At 66.3% G+C, this 23209-nt stretch carries 23 protein-coding genes; 15 read left to right on the plus strand and 8 right to left on the minus strand.

Translation table 11 applies throughout. The annotated features are described in order from the left end of the window. Positions 1-76 precede the first annotated feature (76 nt). The 10 genes from bchL (at position 77) to hemA (ending at position 8548) form a co-directional block, all read left to right on the plus strand. Positions 77-973: a ferredoxin:protochlorophyllide reductase (ATP-dependent) iron-sulfur ATP-binding protein gene (gene bchL, locus ACSSV4_RS11700; protein ID WP_454275329.1), complete on the plus strand. Its 897-nt coding sequence runs from the start codon at positions 77-79 to the stop codon at positions 971-973. Continuing rightward, complete coding sequence (bchM, locus tag ACSSV4_RS11705) at positions 973-1653, plus strand: magnesium protoporphyrin IX methyltransferase (RefSeq protein ID WP_454275330.1); 681 nt, start codon at positions 973-975, stop codon at positions 1651-1653. Before bchL ends, bchM begins: the two co-directional genes overlap by 1 nt. Further along, positions 1650-3104, plus strand: a complete 1455-nt coding sequence (locus ACSSV4_RS11710; RefSeq protein ID WP_454275331.1) for a PucC family protein — start codon at positions 1650-1652, stop codon at positions 3102-3104. The genes bchM and ACSSV4_RS11710 overlap by 4 nt, the downstream gene beginning before the upstream one ends. A gap of 27 nt (positions 3105-3131) precedes the next feature. Beyond that, the gene (gene puhA / locus ACSSV4_RS11715; protein ID WP_454275332.1) at positions 3132-3905 is read left to right on the plus strand and encodes a photosynthetic reaction center subunit H; all 774 of its coding nucleotides are present in this window, start codon (positions 3132-3134) and stop codon (positions 3903-3905) included. Positions 3906-3916: 11 nt separating this feature from the next. Then, positions 3917-4549, plus strand: coding sequence for a photosynthetic complex putative assembly protein PuhB (gene puhB, locus ACSSV4_RS11720; RefSeq protein WP_454275333.1), 633 nt, complete (start codon positions 3917-3919; stop codon positions 4547-4549). 17 nt (positions 4550-4566) lie between these two features. Next, positions 4567-5034: a photosynthetic complex assembly protein PuhC gene (gene puhC, locus ACSSV4_RS11725; protein WP_454275334.1), complete on the plus strand. Its 468-nt coding sequence runs from the start codon at positions 4567-4569 to the stop codon at positions 5032-5034. 15 nt (positions 5035-5049) lie between these two features. Then, a complete protein-coding gene (locus tag ACSSV4_RS11730; RefSeq protein ID WP_454275335.1) occupies positions 5050-5346 on the plus strand; it encodes a hypothetical protein in 297 nt (98 codons plus the stop codon). Beyond that, on the plus strand, positions 5343-6467 hold the full coding sequence (gene acsF, locus ACSSV4_RS11735; protein ID WP_454275336.1) for a magnesium-protoporphyrin IX monomethyl ester (oxidative) cyclase: 1125 nt from the start codon (positions 5343-5345) through the stop codon (positions 6465-6467). Before ACSSV4_RS11730 ends, acsF begins: the two co-directional genes overlap by 4 nt. Before the next feature lie 64 nt (positions 6468-6531). Continuing rightward, a complete protein-coding gene (puhE, locus tag ACSSV4_RS11740; protein ID WP_454275337.1) occupies positions 6532-7344 on the plus strand; it encodes a putative photosynthetic complex assembly protein PuhE in 813 nt (270 codons plus the stop codon). After that, complete coding sequence (gene hemA, locus ACSSV4_RS11745) at positions 7334-8548, plus strand: 5-aminolevulinate synthase (RefSeq protein WP_454275338.1); 1215 nt, start codon at positions 7334-7336, stop codon at positions 8546-8548. Before puhE ends, hemA begins: the two co-directional genes overlap by 11 nt. 30 nt (positions 8549-8578) lie before the next feature. On the opposite strand, the gene ACSSV4_RS11750 is transcribed toward hemA, so the two are convergent. Next, positions 8579-9016: a hypothetical protein gene (locus ACSSV4_RS11750; RefSeq protein ID WP_454275339.1), complete on the minus strand. Its 438-nt coding sequence runs from the start codon at positions 9014-9016 to the stop codon at positions 8579-8581. Between the two features lie 118 nt (positions 9017-9134). Continuing rightward, a complete protein-coding gene (locus tag ACSSV4_RS11755; protein ID WP_454275340.1) occupies positions 9135-10757 on the minus strand; it encodes an acyl-CoA dehydrogenase family protein in 1623 nt (540 codons plus the stop codon). Positions 10758-10890: 133 nt separating this feature from the next. On the opposite strand from ACSSV4_RS11755, the gene ACSSV4_RS11760 reads away from it, so the two are divergent. The 5 genes from ACSSV4_RS11760 to ACSSV4_RS11780 all read left to right on the plus strand — a co-directional run bounded on the left by ACSSV4_RS11760 (position 10891) and on the right by ACSSV4_RS11780 (position 15671). Next, on the plus strand, positions 10891-11187 hold the full coding sequence (locus ACSSV4_RS11760) for an FtsB family cell division protein (RefSeq protein WP_454275341.1): 297 nt from the start codon (positions 10891-10893) through the stop codon (positions 11185-11187). Between the two features lie 601 nt (positions 11188-11788). Continuing rightward, positions 11789-12406, plus strand: a complete 618-nt coding sequence (locus tag ACSSV4_RS11765; protein WP_454275342.1) for a paraquat-inducible protein A — start codon at positions 11789-11791, stop codon at positions 12404-12406. Continuing rightward, positions 12385-13038, plus strand: a complete 654-nt coding sequence (locus ACSSV4_RS11770) for a paraquat-inducible protein A (protein ID WP_454275343.1) — start codon at positions 12385-12387, stop codon at positions 13036-13038. Before ACSSV4_RS11765 ends, ACSSV4_RS11770 begins: the two co-directional genes overlap by 22 nt. Continuing rightward, a complete protein-coding gene (locus ACSSV4_RS11775) occupies positions 13035-15101 on the plus strand; it encodes a PqiB family protein (protein WP_454275344.1) in 2067 nt (688 codons plus the stop codon). Before ACSSV4_RS11770 ends, ACSSV4_RS11775 begins: the two co-directional genes overlap by 4 nt. A gap of 3 nt (positions 15102-15104) precedes the next feature. Beyond that, positions 15105-15671: a PqiC family protein gene (locus ACSSV4_RS11780; protein ID WP_454275345.1), complete on the plus strand. Its 567-nt coding sequence runs from the start codon at positions 15105-15107 to the stop codon at positions 15669-15671. 18 nt (positions 15672-15689) lie between these two features. On the opposite strand, the gene rsmA is transcribed toward ACSSV4_RS11780, so the two are convergent. The 6 genes from rsmA to ACSSV4_RS11810 are packed head-to-tail and all read right to left on the minus strand — an operon-like array spanning position 15690 to position 23148. After that, entirely contained in the window at positions 15690-16541 is an 852-nt protein-coding gene (gene rsmA / locus ACSSV4_RS11785) for a 16S rRNA (adenine(1518)-N(6)/adenine(1519)-N(6))-dimethyltransferase RsmA (protein WP_454275346.1), read from the minus strand. Beyond that, a complete protein-coding gene (gene pdxA / locus ACSSV4_RS11790; RefSeq protein WP_454275347.1) occupies positions 16538-17509 on the minus strand; it encodes a 4-hydroxythreonine-4-phosphate dehydrogenase PdxA in 972 nt (323 codons plus the stop codon). The genes rsmA and pdxA overlap by 4 nt, the downstream gene beginning before the upstream one ends. Then, on the minus strand, positions 17506-18771 hold the full coding sequence (locus tag ACSSV4_RS11795; RefSeq protein ID WP_454275348.1) for a peptidylprolyl isomerase: 1266 nt from the start codon (positions 18769-18771) through the stop codon (positions 17506-17508). The genes pdxA and ACSSV4_RS11795 overlap by 4 nt, the downstream gene beginning before the upstream one ends. Further along, positions 18759-20936 carry an LPS-assembly protein LptD gene (locus ACSSV4_RS11800; RefSeq protein WP_454275349.1) on the minus strand — a complete coding sequence of 726 codons (2178 nt, stop codon included), beginning with the start codon at positions 20934-20936 and terminating at the stop codon, positions 18759-18761. Before ACSSV4_RS11800 ends, ACSSV4_RS11795 begins: the two co-directional genes overlap by 13 nt. Beyond that, entirely contained in the window at positions 20933-22024 is a 1092-nt protein-coding gene (lptG, locus tag ACSSV4_RS11805) for an LPS export ABC transporter permease LptG (protein ID WP_454275350.1), read from the minus strand. The genes ACSSV4_RS11800 and lptG overlap by 4 nt, the downstream gene beginning before the upstream one ends. Then, positions 22021-23148 (minus strand): LptF/LptG family permease, encoded by a 1128-nt coding sequence (locus ACSSV4_RS11810; RefSeq protein ID WP_454275488.1) that lies wholly within the window; start codon positions 23146-23148, stop codon positions 22021-22023. The genes lptG and ACSSV4_RS11810 overlap by 4 nt, the downstream gene beginning before the upstream one ends. Between the last annotated feature and the right edge of the window lie 61 nt (positions 23149-23209).

The raw sequence follows: 23209 nt of genomic DNA on the forward strand, positions 1-23209 counted from the left end.
GCCAGCCCCCACACCCCCGGGATATTTACGGCCAGAAGAAACAGGGGGCGATGACGCCCACCGATTGGAGGACTATATGAGCCCGCGCGACGACATCCCGAACCTTCGGGGACAGGACGGCGAGGGATCGGTGCAGGTGCATCAGGATGCCTCGATGAAGATCGAGGGCGCAAAGGTGTTCTCGGTCTATGGCAAGGGCGGGATCGGCAAATCGACCACCTCGTCGAACCTCTCGGCGGCCTTTGCCGCCATGGGCAAGCGGGTGCTGCAGATCGGCTGCGACCCCAAGCATGACAGCACATTTACGCTGACGGGTCAGTTGCAGCCCACGGTGATCGACATTCTCAAGGAGGTGGACTTCCACTCCGAGGAGTTGCGCCCGGAAGATTTCGTGACGACAGGCTGGGGCGGCGTGCAATGCGTCGAGGCCGGCGGACCGCCTGCCGGCACCGGCTGCGGCGGCTACGTGGTCGGGCAGACGGTGAAGCTGCTGAAACAGCACCACATGCTCGACGATGCCGATGTGGTGATCTTCGACGTGCTGGGCGACGTGGTCTGCGGCGGCTTTGCCGCCCCCCTGCAACATGCCGACCGGGCGCTGATCGTGACCGCCAATGATTTCGACAGCATCTACGCGATGAACCGGATCATCGCGGCCGTGCAGGCGAAATCGGCCAATTACAAGGTCCGGCTGGCGGGCTGCGTGGCGAACCGCTCCCGCGACACCGACGAGGTTGACCGCTATTGCGATGTGGTGGGCTTCAACCGGATCGCGCATATGCCCGATATCGACGCCATCCGCCGCTCGCGCCTCAAGAAGAAAACGCTCTTCGAGATGGAGGTGGACGAGGAGGTACAGATGGTCCGCGATATCTATACCGGGCTGGCGCAGCATCTTTGGAACGGCACCGATCCGCTGGCCCCCGCGCCGATGGAAGACCGCGATATATTCGAGCTTCTGGGGTTCGATTGATGTCTTATGACCAGACACTCGCGCGGGTCGAGACCTATTTCGACCGCACCGCCACCCGGGCTTGGGAGGCGCTGACCAGCGATGCGCCGGTGTCGAAAATCCGCCAGACGGTGCGCGAGGGGCGTGACGCCATGCGCGCACAGATGCTGGCGCGGCTGCCCGACGACCTGCGCGGCGCGCGCATCCTTGATGCGGGCTGCGGCGCGGGGCAGATGACGGCGGAACTCGCCGCGCGCGGGGCCGATGTGGTGGCGGTGGATATCTCCCCCGCGCTTGTAGACATCGCGCGAAAGCGGCTGGATGACCGGCTCCAGATACAGGTTTCCTTTCACTCCGGCGACATGCTGGCGCAGAGCCTCGGGCGTTTCGATCATGTCCTCGCGATGGATAGCCTGATCTACTACACCGCCCCTGATCTCGCGCACGCGCTCGCCGAATTGGCCGCGCGCACACGCGGCGGGATCATCTTTACGGTCGCCCCGCGCACCCCGCTGTTGATGGCGATGTGGCGTGTGGGCAAGCTCTTTCCGCGCGCCGACCGCTCGCCGGTGATGGTACCGCATTCCTCGGCTCGGCTGACACAGGGCCTGCGCGCGGCGGGCAGCAACGCCTGCCTCACCCCGCTCGACCGCATTTCGCGCGGCTTTTACATCTCACAGGCGATGGAGGTGCGGGGATGATCGGACCGGCCTGGAAACGCACCAACGCGCAGTTGATGGCGGTCACCACCCGCTGGCTACCCTTTGCCGATGCGGCGAGCGAGGGCCTGCCGCTCTCGCAACTTCTGCGCCTGTCGCTCTTCCAGGTCTCGGTCGGCATGGCCACGGTGCTGCTTTTGGGCACGCTCAACCGCGTGATGATCGTGGAGCTTTCGGTGCCCGCCGTCATCGTCGCCGTGATGATCGCCCTGCCGGTTCTCATTGCCCCCTTCCGCGCCCTTCTGGGGTTCCGGTCCGACACCTACCGCTCCGCCCTCGGCTGGAAACGCATCCCCTATCTCTGGTTCGGCTCGCTCTGGCAGATGGGCGGCCTTGCGGTCATGCCCTTCGCGCTTCTGGTGCTGAGCGGGCAGCAACAGGTCGGTCCGACATGGGCGGGCGAAGTTTTGGCCGCCATCGCCTTCCTGATGACCGGCCTCGGGCTGCACATGACTCAGACCGCCGGTCTGGCGCTCGCCTCGGATCGCGCCACCGATGAAACCCGCCCCCGCGTCGTCGCCCTCCTCTACGTGATGTTCCTGCTGGGCATGGGGCTCTCGGCCATCGTGATCGGCTGGCTCCTGCGCGATTTCGCCCCCTTCACGCTGGTGCGTGTGGTGCAGGGCGCGGCCTCGGTCGGTATCATCCTCAATCTCATTGCGCTCTGGAAACAGGAAAAGCTCAGCCCGATGAGCCGCGCCGAACGCGAGGCCCCGCGCCCGCAGTTCCGCGATGCCTGGGCCGACCTGATGAAGGGTGGCACGGCGGGGCGGCTGCTGGCGGTGGTGTTCCTCGGCACCATGGCCTTCAACATGCAGGACGTTCTGCTCGAGCCTTACGGCGGCGAGGTGCTGGGCCTCTCGGTCTCGGCCACCACGGTGCTGACGGCGATCTGGGCCGCAGGCGCGCTCGCGGGGTTTGTCCTTGCCGGGCGTGCGCTGCTGAAAGGTGCCAACACCTACCGCATGGCCGGCACCGGTCTGCTGGTCGGGATCGTGGCCTTCGCCACGGTGATCTTTGCCGCCCCCATGCAATCGCCGGTGCTGTTCTTTGCCGGGGCGGGGCTCATCGGCCTCGGCGGCGGGCTTTTTGCTGTCTCGACCCTCACCGCCGCCATGGGGCTGGCACGCGAGGGCGGTAGCGGCCACGGCCTCGCCCTCGGCGCATGGGGTGCCGCACAGGCCACGGCGGCGGGGCTCTCGATCGCCATCGGCGGCGGTCTGCGCGACGTGGTCAATCACGTGGCGCTCTCAGGCGCCTGGGGCGAGGCACTGGCGACCAACGCCACCGGCTATTCCCTCGTCTATCACGCGGAAATCGCGCTTCTCTTTCTCACCCTTGTCGTGCTGGGGCCGCTCGTCCGGCTGACCCCGCGCGGCAGCATTTCGCAATCGGAGGGCGGCCGCATCGGGCTGGCCGAGTTCCCCTCATGACCAATGTTCGCTCGAAAGGAGTCTGACATGACCGAGCCATTCTTTGGAAATTTCGACCTCGCGAGCCTCTCGCTCTGGCTGTTCTACGGCTTCTTCGTGGTGCTGATCTTCTACATTCAGCGCGAGAACATGCGCGAGGGCTACCCGCTCGAGGATGACGACGGCAACCCGTCGGCCAATCAGGGGCTGTTCCCGGTGCCGAGCGACAAGACCTTCAAACTGCCGCATGGCCGTGGCGAGGTGACCGTGCCCTCGGGCCAGAACCCCGACCGCACCGATATCGCACTCGCCAAGACCGCCCATGGCAACGGCTTTCCCTTCGTGCCAACGGGCGATCCGCTGGCCGATGGTGTCGGCCCTGCCTCTTGGGCCCCGCGCCGCGACATCCCCGAGCTTGACGGCCACGGCCACCCCAAGATCGTGCCGATGTCGGCGACCGAGCATTTCGTGGTGGCCGCCGGCCGTGATCCACGCGGCCTCGAGGTGCAGGCCGGCGATCATGAGGTCGTGGGCACCGTCACCGACATGTGGCTTGACGAACCCGAGCAGCTGGTGCGCTATCTCGAGATCGAATTGCAGGCCCCCTGGGGCGAGGGCAAGCGGCTGGTGCCGATGACCTTCGCGCGCATCCGTTCCGACCGGGTGCAGATCCGCTCGATCTTCGGCAAGCATTTCGCGGGCGTGCCGGTGCATGCCTCACCGCGCCAGGTGACGCTGCTCGAAGAGGACAAGATCGCGGGCTATTACGGCGGCGGCACGCTTTACGCCTCCGAGGCGCGGCTCGAGCCGCAACTGGGATAAGGACCAAGACCATGAGCCATGACGACTTTGCCGTTGAACCCGTCCCCGGCCTGCCCGAGACCCCGCCCGAGGGCGAGCGTATCCTGTGGCAGGGCAAGCCCGATTGGTGGCGGCTGAGCGTCGAGGCGCTGAGCCTGCCCTGGGTCGCGGGCTATTTCGGGGTGCTGGCGGCGTGGCGGTTCATCACGCTGATGGACCAGATGCCGCTGGTCACCGCCTTTGCCGCCGCGCTGCCACTCGTGATCATGGGGGCGGTGGTCTGCGCGATGCTGATGATCGTGGGCTATGTGCAGGCCCGCGCCACCGTCTACACGGTGACCAACCGCCGCGTGGCCATGCGGATCGGGGCGGCGCTCACGGTGACGCTCAACCTGCCCTACACCCAGATCGGACGCGCCGATTACAAGCCCGGCAAGCGCGGCACCGGCACCATCGCCTTTGACCTGATGGGCGACACGCGCCTGTCGTATCTGGTGTGCTGGCCACATGTGCGCCCCTGGGTGATGCGCCGCACGCAGCCCGCGCTGCGCTGCATCCCCGAGGCCGATCGCATCGCCGCGATGATCTCCGAGGCCGCCGAGACGTGGATCGCCACGCCCCGCGTCGAGCGCGCCGCACCGCAGCCCGCGATGGCGGCTGAGTAACCACAGGAGCCCAGACGATGAGTGACGCAAGCGCCCCGAGATACAAGACCCCGAGCGACCGTGACCTTGTCCCGCGGATGATGGTCCGCGCGATGCTGGTGCTGGTGCTGTCGGTGCTGGCCATCGTCAGCTACGCGCGGCTCACCGACGCGCCGCTCGTCTCGACCCCACCCCAAAGCCCGGTGTTGCTGGAACGGCAGATGTTCCTCTCGGGCGACGTGGGCGGCCGCGCCACCGTGCTCGACGCCAATGGCAGCGTCATCGCCAAGCTGTCCCCAGAAGAGGGCGGTTTCATCGCCGGTGTCGAGCGGGTGATCAACCGCGAACGCATCAAGCACGACGTGGCCCGCACCGGGCCCGTCACCGTGAGGCAGCACGAAAACGGCCGCCTCTCGATCCACGACCCCAGCACAGGCTGGCGCGCCGACCTCATGGGGTTCGGCGCGGATAACGCCGCAGCCTTCGCAAAGCTGCTGGCAAACTGAGAAAGGAGGCCAATAATGGGATGGCTTACCAAGGAAATCGAACACGCGCCCTGTACGGTTGAAATCAGTCACAAGTTTGAATCGCTCCACGCGCATGTGCGCTTCAACAACGGTGCCACGGTCTATCCGGGCGACGAGGTGAAGGTGCACGGCCCCGAGATCATGGCGCCCTTCGGCGAGATCGTGATCGAGGACCGCGACGCCACCATCATCCGCGCCAGCGGGCTGGAGCGCCTCTGGACCCGGATGACCGGGGATTTCGAGGTGATGGAGCTTTGCGAATTCTCGTTCTCCGAGGAGGTGACGCTATGAATGCCCTTGTGAAACATTCCGCCGACGCGACCACGGTCGAAGAAGGCCTCGCCATCCAGGAAGAACAGGCCAAATTCGACAGCAAGGCCGCGACCGAGGTGGCGATGCAGAACACGCTGCTGACGCCGCGCTTTTATACCACCGATTTCGACGAACTTGACGCGATCGACGTCTCTTCCGTCCGCGCCGATTGGGACAAGCTCATCGACCAGATGGAGTCTGACCCCAACAAGGGCCATTTCAAGAAGAACGAAGACTGGGACCACGTCGATTGGGACGGGATGGAGCCGGGTCTGAGGAAGGAGTTCATCGACTTCCTGATCTCCTCTTGCACCGCCGAGTTCTCGGGCTGCGTGCTCTACAAGGAAATGAAGCGGCGCGGCAACAACAAGGACATCACGCAGCTTTTCCAACTTATGGCGCGCGACGAGGCCCGGCACGCGGGCTTCATCAACGACGCCCTGCGCGAGGCGGGGGTGGCGGTGAACCTCGGGTTCCTGACCCAGAAGAAGAAATACACCTATTTCCGGCCCAAATTCATCTACTACGCCACCTATCTCAGCGAAAAAATCGGCTATGCCCGCTACATCACGATCTTCCGGCATCTGGAACAGCATCCCGAGCACCGTTTTCACCCGATCTTCAAATGGTTCCACGAGTGGTGCAATGACGAGTTCAGCCACGGCGAGGCCTTTGCCCTGCTGATGAAGACCGACCCCAAGCTGACCTCCGGCAAGAACGTCCTCTGGATCAAGTTTTTCCTCACCGCCGTTTACGCCACGATGTATGTCCGCGACCACCAGCGGCCCAAGTTCCACGCCGCCCTCGGCGTCGATCCGGACTGGTACGCCAACGAGGTCTTCACCAAGACCTCCGAGCTCACCAAGCAGATCTTCCCGATCACGCTCGATATCGACAACCCGCGCTGGCAGGCGGGTCTGGTGCGGCTGCAAAAGGCCAATGCCGATCTGGCCCGCGCCAAGGCGGAGAAGGGGGTGGGCGCATGGCTGAGGAGCCTCGGCGCGCAGACACGGGCGGCGGCGGCCTTTGTCGGGCTCTATACCATCCCGGCCAAGAAACACGTGGTGCCCGCCAGCACCCGGCTGGAGCCTGCTTACTGAGAAAGGTGGGGGGGCCAGCCCCCCACACCCCCCGGAATATTTCTGGCAAGATGAAGGAATAGACGTGCATAGCCCCTGGATCGCAGCCCTGATGGCGCTTTTTCTCTGGTGGTTCGCCACCGGGGTGATCCTTTTGATCGTCCGCCTCTGCGAACGGCGGGGTGATGCGGCGGGCCGCCGCCCGGTGATCTTGGCGCTGCCGGTGCTGGGCGCAGGCATCTGGGGCTATGAGGCGACATCGGGCCTGACCGGCGTGGGTGCGACCTATGGCGCGTTCCTCTCGGCACTGGCAATCTGGGGCTGGATCGAGCTCAGCTTTCTCACCGGCGCCATCACCGGGCCGAACCGCCGCCCCTGCCCCGCGCATCTGCCGGAATGGGAGCGGTTCCTCCGCGCCTGGGGCACCGTCGCCTATCACGAGATGCTGCTCACGGGCGTGCTGATCCTTGTCTGGATCTTCGGCCATGAGGCCGCCAACAGCGTCGGACTCTGGACGTTCACGGTGCTCTATTTCGCGCGCGTCACCGCCAAGTTGAACCTCTATTTCGGCGTGCCGCGCATCAATACCGAGTTCATCCCCCGCGCGCTCTCGCATCTGGGCAGCCATTTCCGGATCGCGCCCGTGGGCTGGTTCTTCCCCGGCTCAGTCACCGCGCTCAGCCTCGCCGTGGCCTGCTGGCTGGAGCGGCTCTACTCCGCGGGACAACCTGCCGAGGTGGTGGGCTTTGCGCTCTTGTCGGCGATCACCGCGCTGGCGCTTCTCGAACATTGGCTGATGGTGCTGCCGGTGCCTGACGCGAAACTCTGGCGCTGGATGCTGCCCGCGCCCAAACATGCACCTAAAAAGACAAGACCGGAGGGACATCATGGATTTTGACGCCATGTTCGACGCGCAACTGGACACCCTGCGCGAAGAAGGAAATTACCGCGTTTTCGCCGAGCTGGAGCGGCGCTGTGGCGCGTTTCCCAAGGCCAAGAGCCATGATGCCGAGGCCCCTGACGAAGTGACCGTCTGGTGCTCCAACGACTATCTCGGCATGGGGCAGCACCCGGTGGTGCGGCAGGCCATGAAAGACGCGATCGACCAATGCGGCACCGGCGCGGGCGGCACCCGCAACATCTCGGGCACCAATCACCACCACCTGCTGCTCGAGCGTGAACTGGCCGACCTGCATGGCAAGGAGGACGCGCTCCTCTTCACCTCTGGCTACGTGTCGAACTGGGCGGCCCTCTCGACGCTTGGCAGCCGGTTGCCCGACGCGGTGATCCTCTCGGACGAGCTCAACCATGCCAGCATGATCGAGGGCATCCGCCACAGCCGCGCGCAAAAGGTGATCTGGAAGCACAATGACCCCGAGGATCTCGACCGCAAGCTGGCCCGCCTGCCCGCCAACGCGCCCAAGATCGTCGCCTTTGAGAGCGTCTATTCGATGGATGGTGACATCAGCCCGATGGAGGAGATCGTCGAAGTCGCCGAGAAACACGGCGCGCTGACCTATCTCGACGAGGTGCACGCGGTGGGCCTCTATGGGCCGCGCGGTGGTGGCGTCTCCGAGGAACGCGGCCTCGCGGATCGCATCACCCTGATCGAAGGCACATTGGGCAAGGCCTATGGCTGCATGGGCGGCTATGTCACCGGCTCCGCCAGCCTGTGCGATTTCATCCGTTCGTTTGCCAGTGGCTTCATCTTCACCACCGCCCTGCCCCCCGCCGTGGCCGCCGCCGCGACCGCCAGCATCGCGCATCTCAAGCAGTCGGACGACGAGCGGCAGGCGCAGCGCGCGCAAGTGGCCCGGCTGCGTAGCCTCCTCGACGCGCGTGGCATCCCGCATCTCGACAACGACAGCCACATCATCCCGGTGATGATCAAGGACCCGGTGAAATGCCGGATGCTCGCAGATATCCTGATGCGCGACTGGGGCATCTACGTGCAGCCGATCAACTATCCCACCGTGCCCAAGGGCACCGAACGGCTCCGCTTCACCCCCGGCCCGCTGCATTCGGATGCCGATATCGACCATCTGGTGACGGCGCTCACGACGTTGTGGAAACAATGCGCGCTGGCGCATGCGGTGGCCTGACGAACGCCCGGCCACCGGCACCGGGATCGCTCAGAACGACATGATCCGCGTGTCATCCGCCAAAAGGCGCTTGGCCACCGCAGGCGGCTTGGCCGCGCCGATCCCGTCGAGGAGCGCGTCCTGCGCAACGCCCTTGCCCGGCAGGTAGATTGCACAGACCTCAACCGTGGCGCCCTGCTCCATGATCTTCTGCATCAGCAGTTGCGGGCTCATCCCCTTGGGCGGTTGCGGCGCGGTGGCGGCCTCGGGCGCGTCCTTGAGTGCCAGATCGCCCGCCGGGCCGCACAAGAGCACATAGGCCCCGGCCCCCGCCTGCATGGATTGCATGGTCAGCACCATCGACATGAGCTGCGTCTGCGGCTCTTCGCTGGTCAGGATGGTGACCATCTGTTTGGCCTCTTCGGCCTCGGCTGCAGGTGCGGCCAGCGTGGCAAGTCCAAGGGCGGCGGCGGTCAGGAATTTACGCATGGGAACCTCTCGGGTTTAAGGTGAATTCAGTATCTCTCTTTCACACCGGCACCCTAAAAGCGCCTCGTCCCACGCAGCCTTGATCTACATCAAACATATTCACATTTGGGAATTTATTTTAACTCCCCAGCCGCGACAGCACCGCGCCCGTATCAATCCCGCCAATCGCGCCCGCGACCCGCCCGCGCGGATCGCTCAGACGGGTGGCGATATAGGCCCCGGCCACGGCATCCGGCGCGTGGCGCAGCAGCACCGAAGCGGTGAGCAATGTGGCGAGGCTCTCGGCATACCAGCGCGCCTGCGCCTCCTCGGGGGGCTTGGGAAAGATTTGCATATGCGCGCGCAGCGCCGCGTCAAAGCGCCTGTCCTGCCCTTCCACCTGCGCCAGCTCCTCTGACAGCGCCTCGCCCGCCAGCGGCTCCTTCGCCAGCGTGCGCAGGATATCGAGACAGATCACGTTGCCCGACCCCTCCCAGATCGAATTGAGCGGCGCCTCGCGATAGAGCAGCGGCAGGGGCGTGTCCTCGACATAGCCCATGCCGCCCATCGCCTCCATCGCCTCATAGACCAGCCCGGGGCACAGCTTGTTGCCGAGAAACTTGGCCAGCGCGACGCCCAGCCGGGCAAAGGCGCGGTCGCGCGGGCTGCTGCCGTCAAACGCCCGCGCCACGTGCATCCCCAAGGCCAGCGTCCCCTCCCAATCGAGCACCAGATCGGCCAGCACCGACCGCATCAAGGGTTGGTCGATCAACTGCTTCTGGAACGCGCTGCGATGCCGCGCCCAATGGCCGGCATGATCGAGCGCGGCGCGCATCAGCCCCGCAGGCGCCATCGCGGTATCGAGCCTTGTGTGATGCACCATCTCGAGGATCGTGCGCACCCCCGCGCCCTCCTCGCCCAGCCGGTAGCTAAGCGCGCCGTGATACTCGATCTCGGCAGAGGCATTGGCGCGGTTGCCCAGCTTGTCCTTCAATCGCTGGATATGAATGCCGTTGCGCCCCCCCTCCAGCCAGCGCGGCACCAGAAAACAGGTGAGCCCACCCTCGGCCTGCGCCAGCGTCAGGAACCCGTCCGACATCGGCGCGGAGCAGAACCATTTATGCCCGGTCAGCCGGTAATGATCGCCCTCGGCCACCGCCCGCGTGGCATTGGCGCGAATGTCCGAGCCACCCTGTTTCTCGGTCATCGCCATGCCCAGGGTGGCCCCCGCCTTACGCGCCAGCGGTCGGGCGGCGGGATCATAGAGGCGCGCCGTCAGCTTCGGCACCCACTCGCCCAGCAGCGCCTTGTCCGCCCGCAGCGCCGGGATCGCGGCATAGGTCATGGTCATCGGACAGCACACGCCCGGCTCCACCTGAGAGGTAAGATAGACCATCGCGGCATGGGTGGCATGGCCACCCTGCGCCCCCTCCCACGGCAGCGCGGCATAGCCCGCGCCGATCCCCGTCTGCATCAGATCGTGATAGGCGGGGTGAAAACGCACCTCGTCGAGCCTGCGCCCGCCCGCGTCGAACAGCAGCAATTCGGGCGGCTGCCGGTTGGCATCGCGCCCCGCCGCGCGCATCGCCTGCGTCCCGATCCTGGCACCATAGCCCGCCAGATGCGCCGCATCCGCCCCCGCCGCCACGGCATGGGTCTGCACCGCCGGATCATCGCCCCACAGATCCAGATCGCCGCGCGGCGCGGGCTGGTTCAGGACCTCATGGGTGGCTAGCGCGTCCTGCGCAGGGATCTGGGACATGGCGGGCCTCCTTTTATCCTGCAATGCTAAAGCGCTGGAATTCCGGGCGAAAGGGGATTCACAAAGCAAATGGCCTGTGGCATGCTACGCGCGATCGTCCGGCAAGAGGCGGCGCAACGAGGCAAGGCACATCATGACCCCCCGCAACCGCCCCTGGGGCACGCTGATCTTCTTCACCGTGGCGTTCTTCATGGGGGCCTATTTCACCTTTGCCGCCGTGCAGGGCGATTTCGGCCTCTTCCGCCGCGCCGAGATCGAGGCGCAAAGCGCCGAACTGCGCGCCCAGCTTGACACGCTCGAGGCCCGCGTCACGCGGATGGAAAACCTGACGCAGCGGCTCTCGGACGACTATCTCGATCTCGACCTGCTCGACGAACAGGCCCGCGACGTGTTGGGCGTGATGCGCAGCGACGAGATCATCATCCGGTAGTCGTGCCCACCCGGCATGAGATGCACAATGGCAGCGGGCGCGGGGGCAGCGGACGCGCGGGCGCTGGTCCGGCATCCTTGAGCGGAACGGTCAGATGACAGCTCGAAGCCCGACTTGCCCATAGCGGCGCGTTGAGGCGGTGGGCGTTTTGGCCTTGATCTGCCTTTGCCGCATCCCGCGCGAAACGCACCGAAGGTGCCGCGCGATCGCCGGGCCGTCCCGCGGCCTGGCGATTTGAGGGGTTGCGCAACGTGTTGGGGTTACACGGGTTTTGCCGGGATAAAGTACCTGCCACACACGTTGCATCGCCAGTCCCCGGCCCTGCGACCGCGCAACACCTTCTGGCGGGGTGCTATGACTGCTTCAGGCCATTATCAACCGTGAGGCAAGTTCGGCAATCGCCAGCAAAGTCCGCAATCCTCCCCTCAGCCCGTCGCCCAAGCAACCAAGAGCAGACCGGGCACAGCGCGTCCAAAGCCACGCAACCCACGCCGTCAAAGGCGACATGTCGCCGCCGGTCCGGGGCACAGGGCTTGAGTTCCAGCACTGCATACCCCACTCTGACCCCTTGCCCGGGATGCTGGCAAGAGGATCACAGCCGATGCACGCCACCGACACCGATCTGGACGCGATGATCGTCTGCCCGACCTGCGATCTGGTCTATCGCGCACCGCCCGTGGCCGCGCGCGAGCGGGCCTATTGCGGGCGCTGTCATACCGTGCTGATCGCGCCCCGGCGCAAGGCGGGCACGCAGCTGATCGCGCTCGCGCTGACGGTGCTGATCCTGATCGCGGCGGCGACGGTGTTTCCGTTTCTCGCCATCGGCGCGGGCGGGGTGCGCAATGAAGCGTCGGTGCTCGATACCGCCTTTGCCTTTTCGGGGCTGCTGTCGGTGCTTGCGGTGGCGGTGCTCCTGTTCATCGTGATCATCCCGGCGCTGCGGCTGATCCTGCTGATCTATGTGCTCGCCCCGATCATCCGCGACCGGCCGCCCGCACCGCATGCCCGCAATGCGTTCCGCTTCTCGGAGGAGCTTTTGCCCTGGTCGATGGCCGAGATTTTCGCGCTTGGCTGTGCCGTGGCCCTTGTCAAACTGAGCGATCTGGCCGAGGTGTTCTTCGGCCCCGCCGCCTGGCTCTTCGCCGCGCTTGTGGTGGTCGTGGTGGCGAGTGACCGATTGATGTGCAGGTATTCGATATGGGCCTCCCTGAAGGAGTGAAAACCGCGCGGGAGCAGGGGCTCGTAGGCTGTACCCGCTGCACCCGCCCCGCGCCCGCAGGCACCGCGCACTGCCCGCGTTGCGGCAGCCGCTTGCAGTCGCGCGATACGATGTCACTGCAAAAGGTCTGGGCCTGGTGGCTGGTCGGGCTGGGCTGCTATATCCCGGCCAATATCTATCCGATGCTGGAAACCCGCACCCTGGTCAGCACGCAGAGCGACACCATCGTCGGCGGCGCGGTTGACCTGGCAAGACATGGCAACTGGGGGGTGGCGACGATCATCCTGATCGCCAGCGTCCTCATCCCGGTGGGCAAGTTCGTGGTGCTCGCCGGGCTCGCCATCGGGGTCCGGCACGGGCCGCAGATCTCCGAGGCGTGGCGGCACCGGCTTTATGAGGTGGTGGAATATATCGGGCGCTGGTCGATGATCGACGTTTTCGTGGTGGCCATCCTGTCCTCGCTGGTGCAGCTTCAGGCGCTGGCAACGATCACGCCGGGGCGGGCAAGCCTGTTCTTCGCCCTCTCGGTGATCTTCACCATGCTGTCGGCGCAGAGCTTTGACAGCCGCCTGATCTGGGACAGCGCCGAGGGCGCGCCGCCCGCCCGCAAACCGAAGGAGCGTACCGCTTGAGTGACGAAACCACATCCCCGCCCGAGGCCCCGGTTTCTGCGGCCAGCCGCCCGGTCTGGCAACGGCTGTCGATTGTCTGGATCGTGCCGCTCGTGGCGCTCGTCGTGGTGCTGGCCATCGCCTGGCGGAACTACGCGGATCGCGGCCCGCTGATCGAGATCGGGTTTGAGAACGCCAGCGGCGTGCGCGCCGGCGCGACGGAATTGCGCTACCGCGACGTCAAGATCGGGCTGGTCGAGGAGGTGGGTTTTGCCGATGGCCTGGGCCAGGTGCTGGTCAAGGTGCGGCTGGATCAGGGTGTCGCACCTTACGTGGACAACGATGCGCGCTTCTGGGTGGTGCGCCCGCAGGTCACGACGCAGGGCGTCTCCGGCCTCGACACCGTGCTGTCGGGCGTCTTCATCGAAGGGCTTTGGGATGCCGAGCCGGGCACGGCGGCCACGCGCTTCGAAGGTTTGGCCGATGCCCCGCTGGAACGCCTGGGCGATCCCGGATTGCGGCTGACACTGCGCGCCGCGGGCGGGGCTGCCCTGACCGAGAACGCGCCGATCCTCTATCGCGGGATCGAGGTGGGCCGCATTGGCAAACCGGTCATTTCCTCCGAGGGCAGCACCGCCGAGGCCGAGGCGGTGATCTTCGCGCCACATGACCGACTGATCAACAGCGCGACGCGGTTCTGGGATGCCTCGGGGTTCTCGTTTTCCTTCGGTCCGGGCGGGGCTTCGGTCGATTTCTCGTCCCTTGCCTCGCTGGTTTCGGGCGGCATCACGTTCGATACGATGCTGTCGGGCGGCACTTCCGTCGACCCCGGCGCGCGATTTACCGTCTTTGCCGAGGAATCAGAGGCGCGGGCCAGCATCTTTTCCGGCAACGAGGGCGAGGCGCTGACGCTCTCGGTGATCTTCGACGAGAACATCACCGGCCTGTCCACCGGCGCGCCGGTGGAGTTGAACGGGCTGCGCATCGGCGAGGTCGAAGCGCTCAACGGCATGGTGGACGAGGCGCGGTTCGGCGATGGCAACGTGCGCCTTGCCGTCACCTTGGCGATCCGGCCCGGACGGCTTGGCCTTGATGGCGAGAATGGCACCGAGAACGCGCTCGATTTCCTGCGCGAGCGGGTCGCCGAGGGCCTGCGCGCGCGGCTGGCCACCGCGTCGATCCTGACAGGCGGGCTCAAGGTCGAACTGATCGAGGTGCCGAATGCCCCCGAGGCGCAGATCACCCAGACCGAAGGCGCACCGCCGGTCCTGCCCGCCACCGACAGCGAGATCTCCGATGTCTCGGCCACCGCCGAGGGCGTGTTCGAGCGGATCAACGCCCTGCCGGTCGAGGAGGTCATGGCGCAGGCCATCACCCTCATGCAGAACGCCAACACGTTGATTGCCAGCGACGACACCCGCGCCGTGCCCGGCAATGTCAACGCGCTGCTGACCGAGGCGCAGGCCCTGCCCGCGCGGCTCGACGCCACGCTGGCCGAATTGGAAACGCTGATCGCGCAGATCAACGAGCAGGCGCTCGCGGCCCGCGTTTCCAGCCTGCTGGACGAGGCGGCAGAGGCCGCGCGCAGCGTCGGTAGCGCGACCGAAGGCCTGCCCCGGCTCATCGACCGGCTCGATGCCGTCGCCGCGCGTGCAGGCGAGGTCGAACTCGATGTGCTGGCCGCCGATCTCTCGGCGCTGCTGGCCAGCGCCGAGCGCCTGATCGGGCAGGAGGACACCCGCGCCCTACCCGGCCAACTCAACAGCGCGCTTGGCGAACTGGCCCTCGTGCTGGAAGAATTGCGCGCGGGCGGCGTCGTCGACAATGCCGTCGCAGCCCTCGACTCGGCCCGCAGCGCCGCCGACACTTTCGCCGAGGCCGGAAATGATCTTCCCGGCCTCATCGCCGAGGCGCGCGGCGTGCTTTCGCGCGCCAATACCACGCTCGAAGGCTATCAGGCACAGGGCGGGGTCGGGCGCGACGCCCGCGCCGCCCTGCGCGAGGTCGAGGCCGCCGCCAAGGCCGTCGCCTCGCTCGCCCGCGCGCTCGAGCGCAACCCAAGTTCCCTGATCCGAGGACGCTGAGCCATGTTCAAATCCCTTTCCATCACCTGCCTCGCCGCCCTGTCCCTGCTGGCCGCCTGCGCCTCGGCCCCCCAAGAGCGCCTCGCCGTCCCGCGCGCGGAGGTTTCGGAGACACAGCGCATCGCGCATGCGACCGTCGCCCTGCGCAATGTTTCGCTGCCCACCTATGCGGCGGGCGAGGCGATCTTTACCGCCGATGCCACAGGCCGCCTGCGCGACAGCGGCGGGCTCTTGTGGGCCGACGATCCAAGCCGCGCGATGACCCTGGAACTGGCGCGTCTTCTGACCGAGATCACCGGCGCACGCGTCGCATCAGAGCCGTGGCCCTTTCTCGACCCCGCCGCTGCCGAGGTGGAGATCCGCGTCGAAGAGATGCTCGCCCGCGCGGATGGCGCGTTTCGCCTCTCGGGTCAATATTTCGTGAGCGCCGAGGACGGGCCGGACCGCGCGCGCCTCTTCGATCTGCAAACCGGGATCGGGGCCGAGACCACCCCCGAGGCGCTTGCTGCCGCGCGCGCCCGGTTGATGCGCGACCTGGCACTCGATCTGGCAAAGCGCGGCTTGCGTTAAGGGCCGCCCGCGCCCCGATCAGGCCTCCGCGCCACCCGGCATGCGCCGGGCAAGGGCGCAGAACCGTTCCAGATCGACTGTCTCGGCGCGGTCGGTGGGCTCGATCCTGGCGGCCCGGAGCCGATCCTCGATATCCGGGGCCGCGCCCTTGAGCGCCGCGCGCAACATCTTGCGGCGCTGGTTAAAGGCGCGCGCCACGACCTGTTCGAGGATCTTCGGATCGGCCGGATAGCGCGGCGCGGCCAGCGCCGTCAGATGCACCACCGCGCTCGACACCTTGGGCGGCGGCGTGAAGGCCCCGGGCGGCAGGTGCATCACGATGCGCGGCTCTGCCCGCCATTGCGCCAGCAGGGCGAGCCGCCCATAAGCTTTCGATCCGGGCACAGCAACGATCCGCTCGGCCACCTCGCGCTGGAACATCAGCGTCAGCGATTGCCAGAACGGCGGCCAGTCTCGCGGCGTCAGCCAGCGGATCAGCAACTCCGTACCTACATTATAGGGCAGGTTCGCCACCACCCGGATCGGCGGCGTCAGATGCGCCAGCGGGTCGATGTCGAGCGCATCGCCATTGATCACTTCAAGCCGCCCGTCCGAAACCGCCGCGATCTCTTGCAGGGCAGGCAGGCACCGCGCGTCCTTCTCGATGGCCAGCACCCGGCGCGCGCCCTCCGTCAGCAGACCGCGCGTCAGCCCGCCGGGCCCGGGCCCGATCTCGAGCACATCGCAGCCCGTCAGATCGCCCGCCTGCCGCGCGATCTTGGCGGTCAGGTTCAGATCCAGCAGGAAATTCTGCCCCAAGGACTTGCGCGCCGACAGGCCATGCGCCGCAATCACGCGTGCCAGCGGCGGCAGGTCGTCAAGCCGGCTCATCCCCGCCGCGCCCGGCCCATGGCCTGCGCCATGCGCAGCGCCTCGATCAGCGAGGTCGGGTTGGCCACCCCCTTCCCCGCAATGTCGAGTGCAGTGCCATGATCGGGTGAGGTGCGGATGAACGGCAGCCCGAGCGTGACATTCACGCCCCGGTCGAAATCCAGCGTCTTGATCGGGATGAGCGCCTGATCATGATACATGGCGATGGCCGCATCATACCCCGCCCGCGCACCGGAATGAAACATCGTATCCGCCGACAGCGGCCCGCGCAGATCAATCCCCTCACCACGCAGCCGCTCCAGCACCGGCGCGATCACCTCGATCTCCTCAGCCCCCATGCGCCCGCCCTCACCCGCATGCGGGTTCAGCCCGGCGACAGCAAGACGCGGGGCACTGATACCGAAATCGCGAATCAGCGCGGCGTGGGTGATACGGATCGTCTGCTCCAACACCTCGGCGGTCAGCGCCTGCGGCACGTCCTTCAGCGGGATATGAATCGTCGCGGGCACGACGCGCAACGCATCCGAGGCCAGCATCATCACCACACGCTCGACCCCCGCCAGATGCGCCAGATACTCGGTATGGCCGGGAAAGGCGAAGCCCGCCCCCTCCTGTAGCGCCTGCTTGTGAATCGGCGCGGTGCAGAGCGCAAGCGCCTCATCCGCCTGCACCAACCGCACCCCCCGCGCGATCACGTCGATCACACCCTGCGCCTGCGCAGGCTGTGGCGTGCCCGGGGTGCGGGCCCCGGCGAAATCATGCCGCAGCACCGGCAGGGCCTGCGCGCAGGCCGCCATCGCCTCGGCGGGGTGGTCGATCACCACATGCGGCGTGTCCTCGGGCAGATGCGCCGGATCGCCGATCAGGAAGAACGCCAGGTCATCCCTCAGCGCGCCCCAGGCGGCGGCGGCGATCTCGGGGCCGATGCCGGACGGCTCGCCACAGGTGAGCGCGACCGGAACGCTCATCGCTCGACGATCCGCGCCTCGGCGCGCAGCTGCTCCAGAAAGCCGTTGGCAAAGGACTCGATCCGCTGGTTGCGGATGAAGTTCGACAGATCCTCGACCGTGGGCTGCTCGCCATCCAGCTTGGGCGTGCGGCCGCAAAGCATCAGGAAGACAAGCGTCTGCCCGTTCGACCGGGTGACATTGGCCGAGGTTTCGCCGGGATCGAGCCGCGCCAGTTCCGCGGCGATATCTGCGGGGATCTCCTCGGGGGCCTTGGAGCCGCGCTCCAGCACCTCAGGCGGCTGATCCTTGGCCACGCCATAGAGGTCGTCACAGGTATCGACCTCGGCGCGCACCTCCGCTGCTCGTCGCAACGCCTCCTCCCGACGCCCGCCCGGAATGTAATATGCGGCGTATTCGATCGCTGAAAATTCCGGTGTAGAGACGGCGGTCTCCTCGATGTCGCGCAGGAAGAACAGCGCAATCGCCCCGTCGATGGGCAGCGGGTCCGACACCTCGCCCGGGGCCAGCGCAAGCACGATCTGGCGCAGCCCCGGCGGCAGGTCGCTGGCCTGGGTCCAGTTCATCCGCCCGCCCTGGCCAGCGGAACCGGCGGCGGAATGCTGCCGTGCAAGGGCCGCAAACTCGGCCTCGGTATCGGCCGTGGCAATGCGCGCGGCGAGATCCTGCTGCGCCTCGGCCTCCTCCAGGCTGTTGATCGGCAGGATGATCTCCGACAGCAGCACCCGCACCGAAGACCCGCCGGTCAGCGCCTGTGTCGCACGCTCAAGATCGGACTCGCTGACCGACACGCGCGAGGCAAAGCGCGCGCGGGTGAACTCGCGCCAGGTGATCCCGGCGCGCACGAATTCGCGAAAGGATTCCTCCGAGACACCGGATTGTTCAAGCGCCGCGATCAGTTGCTCGCCGGTCATGTTCGCACGCCCGGCGAATTCCTCCATGCCGGTGCGCACCGCCTCGTCGTCAAGGGTAAGCCCCACGCCGCGCGCCGCATCGAGCTTGATCCGCTCCTCGATCAGCTGCTCGCGGGCCAGCTGACCTGGGTCGCCCGGCGCGCGAAACAGCGTCAGCATGCGCGCGCGCTGCTGCAACTCGTAGCGGGTGATGGCCTGATCGTTCACGAAAATCACCGGTTCAAACAGATTTTGCGCCGCCGTCGGCACGCCCGGAAGCGCCATGCCGATAACGGCCACGACAACGGTCAGGGCCAGGCGGGCCGTGAGGCGGCGGAAAGTCGGGGTCATGCTGATCAGTTCCTGCATTTGCGTGTAAAGCTCTGGTTCCGCGCTGCGGCCGAAAAGCCCTGTAGCGCCACCGTAAAGCCGATGTTGGTCTCGGGTTCAAGGATAGTCGACGAGGTGAACCGGCGCGAGACGGAAAGCGTGATATCCACGCATTCGTTGGAATAGGTCATCCCCGCACCCGCGCGCACGCTGCGATCAGCAGCGGTATCGTAGCGCCACTCGCCGCTGGCGGTCCAATGCCGGGCAAAGCGATAGCTGCCGTCGATGGACCATTCCGACACGCTCGAATTGCGGCCCTCGCGCGGGTCGCTGACCAGCCAGATATAGGTCGCGCCGATATCCGTGCGGTCATTGCGCCAACTGGCGCGGGCCTCGGCCTTGGTGGCGTCGAACATCTCGTTGAACAGGCTGCGCCCGGTCAGGACAAGCCCGCCCATCGTGCGCAACTGCGCCGCGATCAGCAGATCCGAGCTCCGGTCGCGCAAACCCGAGGAGCGGGTGAAACTGGTGCTGCCATCGGATTCGAACAGCCGCTCGTCGCGGAACACCTGGCCCAGGGCGAGCCTGCCCTCCCAGCCGGTGGGGTCGATACGCGAATAGCTCAGGCCATAGGCGCCGCTATAGCCACGCTCGCGCCGGTCGGGGGCGTTGAATCGCGACACGTTGAAGAGATTGCCCTCGTCGAATTCGATCGCGGTGGTCTCATCCTGCGGGATATCGGGATTCGATCCGCCCGACCAGGCCAGTTGCACCACCGGTTCGATGACATGGCTGACCCCGCCCAAGCCGGTCTTCATCAGCGGCCAGCGCAGGCGGACCGCCGCACTCGGCGTGATCTCGGTGGCCTGATCGCGTGCGGTGGTGCCGATCTGGTTGATCTCGAAATGATCGAGCGTAAGCCCGGTGCGGATATCGGCGCGCACCCCCGCCCCCAGGATCCAGTCACGCTGCCAGTCGAGGCTCGAGGTAAAGCGCGTGACATCGCGGCCATCGGCAAAACGGTCGGGGTCGGGCCCGTCGGTGATCAGATCCGAGGTCCTCGCGTGGCTATGCGCCGTGGCGGAAAACCGCAACTCGCCACCCAGACGGGACGGAAAGAACCGGCGTTCGTATTCGGCATTGCCGATGATCGTCGGCAGCGTCGCATTGCGCTCGCCCACGCGCAGCGAATCGACCAGCGTGAACGCCCCGCGCATGAATTCGTCACGGCGCGCCCGCTCGATGGAAATCTCGCTCTCCAGCCGGTCCTTGCTGGAAAACCCGTGATCGAGCAGAAACGCATCGTCGCTGGTCCATTCGACGTTGAACCGCAGGGTAAAGTCGCGCGGCAGATCAAACCGCCCCTCGCCGAAGATATAGCCCCTTGTGTCCTTCGGGCTGAAATCGTCATCCGAGATGGCGCCATTGAACTCGATCTCGCCGGTCCGGAACGCCTGACGATAGCGCAGCTCGAGCCGTCGTGAATCAGTGCCGTAAAACGGTGCCAGCGTCAGATCGCGATGATCGCCCATGCGGATGAAGAACGGCACCCGCACGCCGGTGCCCAGCAGGCTGGAATTGATGATCGTCGGCACCAGAAAACCGGTCGCGCGCTCGACCGTGGGATCGGGCAGCCGCAGGCGCGGCAGATAAAAGACCGGCACGTCGAGAATGCGGAACTGGGCGTTGTGAAAATAGATCTGACGTTTCTGCTGATCGTGGACCATCCGCTCGGCGCGGATCTGCCAGAGCGGCGGCTGCCCCGAATTGCAGATCCGGCAAGAGGTGACGGATGCCTTGTAAAGCTCGTTGTAGCGCGCGTCGGTGCGGCGCATCTGATGAGCGGCCAGTTGCAGCTGATCGCGCATCACGATCCGCGCCCCGCGCAGGATACCGTCGGTCAGATCACGGTCAAGCTCGCCACTGTCGGCGACGACCACGATCTCTCCATCCTCTTCGGTCAGGGTCATCGGGCCGGTGATGAACAGCCGGTCGGTGGCGCGGACATAGACGATTTCCTGCGCGGTCAGACGGCGACCACGGTGCAGCGTCTCGACATTGCCGGTGGCGATCAGGCGTTCATCGGCCGTGAGGCGCACCTCGTCGGCCACCAGCATCGCCGCATCGCGCGCCGCGCCCTCCTGCGCCAGCGCCGCCCCCACCCAGAGCAGGAAAGCCACCAGTATCGAGCCCGCACGCGTCATCCATCCTCCAGATGCAACAAGAGCCCAATGGCGAGACACAGCGCCGCCAGCGGTGGCGCCCAGCCCGCCAGCAGCACCGGAATCTGCCCGCTCTCACCCAGTATCTGCGCGAAGTTGCGGATGTAATGCAACCCGAAGCCAACAAGTATCGCCGTCATGACCATGAGCCCGGCACTGCGCCCGCGCATGTGGCGCATGGTGAAGGCCGCCGACATCAGCACCAAAGCCACCAGAAAGACCGGTCGGGCAAGCTCGCTGTGATACCACACGGCGTAGCGGCGGGCCGAGAAACCCGCCCCCTCCAACGCCGCGATAAAGCTCGGCAATTCCCAGATCGAGACATAGCGGGGCCGCCCGAAACTGTCGATGATGCGGTCCTGTGTCAGGTCCGACGGGATGGTCAGGCTCTCGACCTGCCGGGCCGCAGCCTCGGGATTGCTGCCGCGGGCGAGGTCCCAGATCTTGGCACCGCGCAGATGCCATTGGCCCTGCCCAAGCCGCGCCTCGGCGGCATAAATCCGACGCAGCGGCGTGCCGTCACTGGCAAAATTCAGAAAAGTCGGTTCAAAAAGCGTACCGAGATCGGAACTGGCGCGCAGCGCAAATATGACGGTCTGCCCCTCCGTCCGCCCCTGCCGCAGCCACAGTCCCTCCGCCGCGATGGCAAGCGCGGCGGTCTCCTGTCCACTGTAGCGATTGCTGAGGTCGTGCTCGCGCTTGGACGTGGCGGCAACGATGGGATTGCCCACCGCCAGCGCAACCAGCGCAATCGCGAGCGCGGCCAGGCCCGGTGCCATCAGGCCGCGAATGGCCGAGCACCCCGAGGCGCGCAGCACCACGAGTTCAGACGACCGCGACAGCCGCAGGAACATCGCCACCGAGGCGAGGATCATCACCAGCGGCAGGATTTCGTAATTCGACCAGGGCATCTTGAGCAGCACGATCCCGAGCACGTTGCGGAACGGCTGGCCCGGAAAATCGCCCAGCTCGTTCATCAGTTCGATCATCACGATCAGCACCGCAAGGGCCGCCGCCACGGCGGCAAAACTGGTCAGGAAACGCCGCGCGAAATAGAGATGCAGAATCATGCGCCCGCCCCCGCCAGACCGCGCCAGGCGCGCCGGGCAAGACGGCCCGGCATCTCGGGATGCATCGCCAGCCACAGCAGCGACAGCGTCATCACAAGACCGCTCAGCACCGGCAGATAAAGCAACGGCCAGAGCGCGGCATTGACCAGAACCGGGGTCAGCACGGCGCTTTCGACCACCTTGAGGGCGATCAGCAGGCCAAAGGCCAGCACCACGCGCCGCCAGATCCCGAACCGGCTGAACCGGCCAACAAGCAGCGTGCAGAACCCCACAAGAGCGGCGATCACGCACATCAGCGCCGCGGTAAAGCGGCCGTGCAGCTCCGCCATCACCGCGCCGAGGCTGCGGCCGGTCCGCTCGGCCACCGCCTGCGGGTCGCGCAGCATCTCGCCAGTCGCCGCGAATGCCACCCGGTTGAGGTTGATCGCCGCCCGCTCGATGAGGTCGCTGATATCATAGGAAAAGTCGTCGAAATGCGTGGTAAAGAGCCGGTTGCCGTCGCGCTGCACGGTCTGGGCGAGCCCCGACACCATGACAAGTTGCACATCCTGCGCCTCCTGCACCAGATAGGCGCGCGCCGAGGTATAGGTCACCGTCCTGTCGAGATCGCGGCGGTCCGACAGGAACACGTCGCGCAACTCGCCCTCGGGCGTGATCTCGCGGATGTAGAAGGTGATACCCGGGGCGGGATGCAGGAACTCGCCCTCGCTCAGCAGCTTCACCGAGATGTTGCGCGACACCTCGTCCTGCCGCAGGCGCAACTGGCTCAGGCTGCTGGGGATCAGCACATGCGCCAGCACCGACATCAGACCCGCGACGATCACCCCGAAGACCAGCACCGCACGCAACAGTCGCAACGGCGAAGAGCCGGTCGCCTGAATGATCGTCAGTTCACTTTCGACCACCAGCCTGTGCATGACGTAGACTGCGGCGGCAAAGGCCGCGATCGGCAGGATCACACCGATCACCCCCGGCAGCGTGAGCGCGGTGAATTCCATGAACACCCATGTCGATTGCCCGTCGGCGATCAGCCGGTCGAACATCCGCACCGCCTTGTTGATCCAGAAGATGGCGATCAGGACAAGGGCGAAGAACCCGAACAGAACCATGAATTGCGACAGCATGTATCTGTCGAATCTGGTCACTGTCTTCCCCCGCCGCTGACATCGTGGGGTGCAACCTAGC

This window comes from Roseovarius sp. MBR-154, assembly GCF_053628595.1.